Consider the following 7,493-nt stretch of genomic DNA (forward strand, 5'->3'; position numbering starts at 1 on the left):
GGGGGCTTCGTCCTTTTCTTGGGCAGAAGAGGGTCCATGGGCGACCAACCCTTCCTCGCGATCCTGGCCTTCGGCATCGCGCTCCTCGTTCCGGGCGTGCTGTCCAAGCGCCTGAACGTGCCGGGACCGATCCTGCTGGTGCCGTTCGGCGCCGTGGTCGGGTTCCTGCCGGCGCTGCACGGGCTGCACGTGCAGCCGGAGGTGGTCCTCAACGTCTTCCTGCCGCCCCTGATCTACCGGGCGGCGTTCCTGACCGCGCCCCGCGAGAGCCGCCAGGACGCGCTCCCCATCACCATCCTGGCCGTCGGCCTGACCTCCGCCACGGCTCTGTGCGTCATGGTCGCCGTCGGCTTCGCCGTACCCGGCCTGCCGTGGGCCGCGGCGCTCGCGCTCGGCGCGGCGATCGCCCCCACCGACCCCGTCGCCGCCACCTCGGTGCTGCAGCGCGTCGGCGCCCCCAGGCGCCTCGTGACGATCCTGGAAGGCGAGAGCCTGCTCAACGACGGCGTGGCGCTCACCCTGTTCGGTCTGGCCCTGTCCGGCCTCAGCGGCGAGGTCACCGTCGCCGACGGCGTCATCGAGCTGCTGCGCGTCGTCTGCGGCGGCATCCTGTACGGCCTGGCGGTCGCGTGGGTCATCGGCAAGGTGCGCCGCGTGTTCCACGACGCCGGCAGCCAGATCGTGCTGTCGCTGCTGACCCCGTTCGTCGCGTACCTGCCGGCCGAGCACTTCGGGGTGTCCGGCGTCCTCGCCACCATCGTCACCGGCTTCGTGCTCGGCATCAGCCCCCAGGGAGTGCTCCAGCCGGCCTCGCGGCTGAGCGGCCAGGTGTTCTGGCGAGTGCTGTCCCACCTGCTGGAATCCACCCTGTTCGTCCTGCTGGGCGTGCAGATCATGGACGTGTTCCACGAGGTGCGCGACCTGCCCTGGACCCAGCTCGCTCTCACCGCCCTCGTCGCGATGGCGGTCGTGATCGTGCTCCGGCTCGCCTGGACGGCGCTGGTCCTCGCACCCGTACGCCTGGGGAGGCCGATCGAACGGCGTCAGCGGCTGGTCCTCGGCTGGGCCGGGATGCGCGGCGCCATCACGCTGGCCATCGCCCTGTCCATCCCGCTCGACGCCCCGAACCGGGCCCTGCTCATCTTCCTGGCCGCCTGCGTCGTGCTGGTCACCCTGGGAGTGCAGGCCACGACGCTCGCCCCGGTGCTGCGCCGGCTGGGCGTGGGAGAGCCCCAGGAGGAGGTCCAGGAGGATGCCACGGCCAGGGAGGCGCTCCTGGAGGCCGCGCTGGCCCGCCTGGACGAGCTGGCCGCCGACGACAAGGTGGACGACCGGACCGCCGAGGTGTTCCGGCAGCTGTTCGAGCTCCGCCTCGACCGGGTCCGCGAGGTCCTCGGCGACCTCGACGGCGACGGGGACGGCGCGGACGCCGATGCCGGCGCGGAATCGCACCACGTCGGGCTCCGTCGGGAGCTCATCAGGGCCCAGCGCGACAAGTTGCGACACCTTTACCGCAAGGGCGTCATCGGTGCCGACACCATGCGCAAGCTTGACCACGAGCTGGACGTCGAGGAGCGCCGCAGGGTCTCCGGAGGGGCCTGACCCAACCTGCGCCGTCAGCGAACAGTACGTGGAGCGGGCATGACCTGTGGGCGGCGCGCGTTAAGGTCACAAGCAAAGCCAATCGATTACGACGCATCGGAAGGTGACGCTGTGACCAGCCCGCCGACCTTCTATCAGCCTGAGTCGCGAGGCCGTGAGAACGGCTCGTCCTTCCGGCTTGAGGACCAGCTTTACCAGCGCCTGCTGCGCGAGCGCATCATCGTGCTCGGTCAGGAGGTCAACGATGAGATCGCCAACCGGATCTGCGCGGAGCTGCTCCTGCTCGCCGCGGACGACCCCGACCGCGACATCACCCTCTACATCAACTCGCCCGGCGGCTCCGTCAGCGCCGGAATGGCGATCTACGACATGATGGAGTACGTCCCCAACGACGTCTCCACGGTCGTGATGGGCATGGCGGCCTCGATGGGGCAGTTCCTGCTCTCCGCGGGCACCAAGGGCAAGCGCTTCGGCCTGCCGCACGCCCGCATCATGATGCACCAGCCGTCGGGCGGCATCGGCGGCACCGCGGCCGACATCGCCATCCAGGCCGAGCAGATGCTGTACGTGAAGAAGACGCTGGCCGAGCGGATCGCCTTCCACACCGGGCAGCCGCTGGAGCAGATCGAGGCCGACTCCGACCGTGACCGCTGGTTCACGGCCGACGAGGGCAAGGACTACGGCTTCATCGACCACGTCGTTCGCAGCGCTCGGCAAGTGCCCTCGCAGGGCCCCGTCTCCTAGGGGGAGCTGAAGTGAACATCGAAAGCCGCTACGTCCTCCCCTCGTTCGTCGAGCGCACGTCCTACGGCGTGAAGGAGATGAACCCGTACAACAAGCTCTTCGAGGACCGCATCATCTTCCTCGGGGTGCAGATCGACGACGCGTCGGCCAACGACGTCATGGCCCAGCTGCTGACGCTGGAGTCGCTCGATCCCGACCGGGACATCAGCATCTACATCAACTCGCCCGGCGGCTCCTTCACGGCCATGACGGCGATCTACGACACGATGCAGTTCGTCCGGCCGGAGATCCAGACCGTCTGCCTCGGCCAGGCCGCCTCCGCGGCGGCCGTGCTGCTGGCCGGCGGCACCCCGGGCAAGCGCTTCGCGCTGCCCAACGCCCGGGTCCTGATCCACCAGCCCTCCACCGAGGGCGGCGGCCAGGGAAGCGACATCGAGATCCAGGCCCGCGAGATCCTTCGCATGCGATCCCTCCTGGAGGACATCGTGGCGAGGCACTCCGGAAAGTCCTCCGCCGAAGTCCGCAAGGACATCGAACGCGACAAAATTCTCAACGCGGACGAGGCGAAGGCGTATGGTCTGATCGACGACATCATTCCGTCGCGGAAGAAGCGAGCTCAGGCGGTTGCTTCCTGACGAGGATGTGACGCACCGGAGCGCTGCCCAATAGGGCACGTTCCGGTGCGACTCGCCGCCAGGGGGCTCACTGAGGGCCCAGAAGACGGTAACGTCGAAACCTGAGCGGTTCGGACCGGGTCCGGAGGACACGGATCGCGGAGCAGGGCGGTCCCACGCAAAGGAGTATCTGGGGTGGCACGCATCGGCGACGGGGGAGACCTGCTGAAGTGCTCTTTCTGCGGGAAGAGCCAGAAGCAAGTCAAGAAGCTCATTGCCGGTCCAGGCGTCTACATCTGCGATGAGTGCATCGATCTCTGCAACGAGATCATCGAGGAGGAGCTCTCCGAGTCCTCCGAGCTCAAGTGGGACAACCTGCCCAAGCCGAGAGAGATCTACGAGTTCCTCGACGCCTACGTCATCGGTCAGGACAAGGCGAAGAAGGCGCTCTCGGTGGCGGTCTACAACCACTACAAGCGGGTGCAGTCCGGTGACCGGGGCAGAGACGACGGCCTGGAGCTGTCCAAGAGCAACATCCTGCTCCTCGGGCCCACGGGCTCCGGCAAGACACTGCTCGCACAGACGCTGGCGAAGATGCTGAACGTGCCCTTCGCCATCGCCGACGCCACGGCCCTCACAGAGGCCGGCTACGTCGGCGAGGACGTCGAGAACATTCTGCTCAAGCTCATCCAGGCCGCCGACTACGACGTCAAGAAGGCCGAGACGGGCATCATCTACATCGACGAGGTCGACAAGATCGCCCGCAAGAGCGAGAACCCGTCGATCACCCGCGACGTCTCCGGCGAGGGCGTCCAGCAGGCGCTGCTGAAGATCCTGGAAGGCACCACCGCGTCGGTGCCGCCGCAGGGCGGCCGCAAGCACCCGCACCAGGAGTTCATCCAGATCGACACCACCAACGTGCTGTTCATCTGCGGCGGGGCGTTCGCCGGCCTGGAGAAGATCATCGAGTCTCGGGTCGGCAAGAAGGGCATCGGCTTCAACGCCGTCATCCGCTCCAAGGAGGAGATCGACACCGTCGACATCTTCTCCGACGTGATGCCGGAGGACCTTCTCAAGTTCGGCATGATCCCCGAGTTCGTCGGCCGGTTGCCGGTCATCACCTCGGTGCACAACCTCGACCGCGAGGCGCTCGTCCAGATCCTCACCGAGCCCCGCAACGCGCTCGTCAAGCAGTACCGCAAGCTCCTGGAGCTCGACGGCGTGGAGCTGGAGTTCACCGACGACGCGCTGGAGGCCATCGCCGACCAGGCGATCCTGCGCGGCACCGGCGCCCGCGGCCTGCGAGCCATCCTGGAGGAGGTGCTCCAGTCCGTGATGTACGAGGTGCCCTCCCGCAAGGACGTGGCCCGCGTCGTCATCACCCGCGAGTCGGTGCTGGAGCACGCGATCCCCACGCTCGTACCGCGCGACCAGCTCGCCGCCAAGCAGCAGCGCACGCCGCGCGAGAAGTCGGCCTGACCCGCAGGCCGGAGCCTTCGTCCCCGCGTACGCCCCATGGTGCAAACCGTGGGGCGTATCGCTTTCCCGCCTCCCTAGAATGGGGCACTGTGACAACGCCAGAGCTGCCCACCCAGTACACCCCGGCCGACGTCGAGACCCGCAGCTACGAGCGATGGGTGTCCGAAGGCTACTTCCACGCCGAAGCCGGCAGCTCTCGCGCGCCGTTCAGCATCGTCCTCCCGCCGCCCAACGTGACGGGGGTCCTGCACATCGGGCACGCCCTCGACCACTCCATCCAGGACACGCTCACCCGCCGCGCCCGCATGCAGGGGCGCGAGGCGCTCTGGCTGCCCGGCATGGACCACGCCGGCATCGCCACCCAGAACGTCGTGGAGCGCGAGCTGGCCAAGCAGGGCCTGTCCCGCCACGACCTCGGACGCGAGGCGTTCGTGGAGCGCGTCTGGGAGTGGAAGGAGGAGTCCGGCGGCCGGATCCTCGGCCAGATGCGCAAGCTCGGCGACGGCGTGGACTGGGCCCGCGAGCGCTTCACCATGGACGAGGGGCTGTCCCGCGCCGTCCACACCATCTTCAAGCGGCTCTTCGACGACGGGCTCATCTACCGCGCCGAGCGCATCATCAACTGGTGCCCGCGCTGCCTGACCGCGCTGTCCGACATCGAGGTCGAGCACAGCGAGGACGAGGGCGAGCTCGTCTCCATCCGCTACTCCGACGACATCGTCGTCGCCACCACCCGGGCCGAGACGATGCTCGGCGACACCGCGGTGGCCGTCCACCCTTCCGACGAGCGCTACGCGCACCTCGTCGGCACCATGGTGGAGGTGCCGCTGACCGGGCGGATGATCCCGATCGTCGCCGACGAGCACGTCGACCCCGAGTTCGGCACCGGCGCGGTCAAGGTCACCCCCGCCCACGACCCCAACGACTTCGAGATCGGCCGCCGCCACTCCCTGCCGTCGCTGACGGTCATGAACGAGCGCGGCGTGATCACGGCCCACGGACCGTTCGAGGGGCTCGACCGGTTCGAGGCGCGCCCTGCCGTGGTGGCCGCGCTGCGGGCCGAGGGCCTGATCGTCGCGGAGAAGCGACCGTACCTGCACTCGGTCGGCCACTGCTCGCGCTGCAAGACCGTGGTCGAGCCGCGGCTGTCGCTGCAGTGGTTCGTCAACGTCGCCCCGCTGGCCAAGGCCGCGGGCGACGCCGTGCGCGACGGCCGCACCCGCATCCACCCGCCGGAGCTGGTCAAGCGCTACTTCGAGTGGGTCGACGACATGCATGACTGGTGCATCTCCCGCCAGCTGTGGTGGGGCCACCGCATCCCGGTCTGGTACGGCCCGGACGGCGAGGTCGTGTGCGTCGGACCGGACGAGGCTCCGCCGGAGGGCTACACCCAGGATGCCGACGTGCTCGACACGTGGTTCTCCTCGGGCCTGTGGCCGTTCTCGACCCTCGGCTGGCCGGAGGCGACGCCCGAGCTGGCGCGCTTCTACCCGACCTCGGTGCTGGTGACCGGTTACGACATCCTGTTCTTCTGGGTGGCCCGGATGATGATGTTCGGGCTGTACGCGATGGACGGCGAGCCGCCGTTCCGCGTCGTGGCCCTGCACGGCATGGTCCGTGACCAGTACGGCAAGAAGATGTCGAAGTCGTTCGGCAACGTCGTCGACCCGCTCGACTGGATCGAGCGCTTCGGCGCCGACGCGACCCGCTTCACGCTCCTGCGCGGGGCCAACCCCGGCGCCGACGTCGCGGTCAGCGAGGAGTGGGCGGCCGGCTCCCGCAACTTCTGCAACAAGATCTGGAACGCCACGCGCTTCGCGCTCATGAACGGCGCGACGACCGGCTCCCTGGACGGGCTCGACCTGACGCCGGCCGACCGCTGGATCCTTTCGCGCCTGCAGAGCGTCATCTCGACGGCCGACGCGGCCTTCGAGGAGTTCGAGTTCGCCAAGGTGTCCGACCTGCTCTACCACTTCGCGTGGGACGAGGTCTGCGACTGGTACCTGGAGCTGGCCAAGATCCAGCTCGGCGAGGGGCTGGAGCACACCAGGCTCGTGCTCGGGCACGTCTTCGACGCGCTGCTGCGGCTGCTGCATCCGTTGGTGCCGTTCGTCACCGAGGAGCTGTGGCGGGCCGTCACGGGCGGCGAGTCCATCGTGGTGGCCCCCTGGCCGGTGGTGGAGTCGGCCTACGTCGACGCCGGCGCCGAGAAGGAGATCGTCGCGCTGCAGGAGCTGGTGACCGAGGTCCGCAGGTTCCGCTCCGACCAGGGGCTGAAGCCGGGGCAGAAGGTCGCCGCCCGGCTCGGGCTGGCCGGCACGACTCTCGCGGGGCAGGAGGTGGCGATCCGCTCCCTCCTGCGGCTGACCGAGCCGGACGACGGGTTCTCCGCCACCGCCCGCCTCGCCGTGGGCGAGGTGACCGTCGAGATCGACACGGCGGGAGCCATCGACGTGGTCGCGGAGCGGAAGCGGCTGGAGAAGGACCTGGCCGCCGCCCGCAAGGAGGCCGCGCAGGTGGCGGCCAAGCTGGGCAACGAGCAGTTCATGGCCAAGGCCCCCGATGACGTGGTGGCCAAGGTCCGAGGACGCGCTGACCAGGCCCAGGCGGACATCGCGCGCCTTGAGGCACAACTCGCCGGCCTGGGGGTTTGAGACCTCCCAGCACGGGGAAGGCTTTCTTCTTACTGAAGTTGGGTCTTGGGACCCCGCGCGGGCTGGTAGAGTTTTCCGCGCGGGGCCAGTTGGCCCGGATCTCCTCTGACTGAGCCGAACTTCTGGCTGCGTTCACCTCGTGTTGGACAAAGGCTAAAAGTTCGAGTAAGTTAGCAGGGTTGCCTCGAAGCGGGGCAGACCCGGTATCTACCGGATCGGGCGGTTTGACAAGAACCTCTCGAATCTGATAGAATACCGACAGACGGAATGTAAGCCTCTCGCAGTTCTGGGGAGTACGCGTCCGTTTCTTGAGAACTCAACAGTGTGTTAAAAGCCAGTGCATGATGCACAACCCCGTCATTTCGGTGACGGATTCCTTTTTTCAGTTAGGTTCAGACCT

General features: G+C 68.1%; 5 protein-coding genes. All 5 read left to right on the forward strand.

Annotated elements, in window-relative coordinates:
* Positions 1 to 36: 36 nt before the first annotated feature.
* The 5 genes from MTP10_RS25995 (at position 37) to MTP10_RS26015 (ending at position 7,093) form a co-directional block, all read left to right on the forward strand.
* Positions 37 to 1,602: a Na+/H+ antiporter gene (locus tag MTP10_RS25995; protein ID WP_310712295.1), complete on the forward strand. Its 1,566-nt coding sequence runs from the start codon at positions 37 to 39 to the stop codon at positions 1,600 to 1,602.
* Between the two features lie 111 nt (positions 1,603 to 1,713).
* Positions 1,714 to 2,346 (forward strand): ATP-dependent Clp protease proteolytic subunit, encoded by a 633-nt coding sequence (locus MTP10_RS26000; RefSeq protein WP_310712296.1) that lies wholly within the window; start codon positions 1,714 to 1,716, stop codon positions 2,344 to 2,346.
* 11 nt (positions 2,347 to 2,357) lie between these two features.
* Entirely contained in the window at positions 2,358 to 2,981 is a 624-nt protein-coding gene (locus MTP10_RS26005) for an ATP-dependent Clp protease proteolytic subunit (RefSeq protein WP_310712297.1), read from the forward strand.
* Positions 2,982 to 3,155: 174 nt separating this feature from the next.
* A complete protein-coding gene (gene clpX / locus MTP10_RS26010) occupies positions 3,156 to 4,439 on the forward strand; it encodes an ATP-dependent Clp protease ATP-binding subunit ClpX (RefSeq protein ID WP_310712298.1) in 1,284 nt (427 codons plus the stop codon).
* A gap of 89 nt (positions 4,440 to 4,528) precedes the next feature.
* The gene (locus MTP10_RS26015) at positions 4,529 to 7,093 is read left to right on the forward strand and encodes a valine--tRNA ligase (RefSeq protein WP_310712299.1); all 2,565 of its coding nucleotides are present in this window, start codon (positions 4,529 to 4,531) and stop codon (positions 7,091 to 7,093) included.
* Positions 7,094 to 7,493 lie beyond the last annotated feature (400 nt).

The organism is Nonomuraea sp. 3-1Str (genome assembly GCF_031570565.1).
GTDB lineage: Bacteria > Actinomycetota > Actinomycetes > Streptosporangiales > Streptosporangiaceae > Nonomuraea.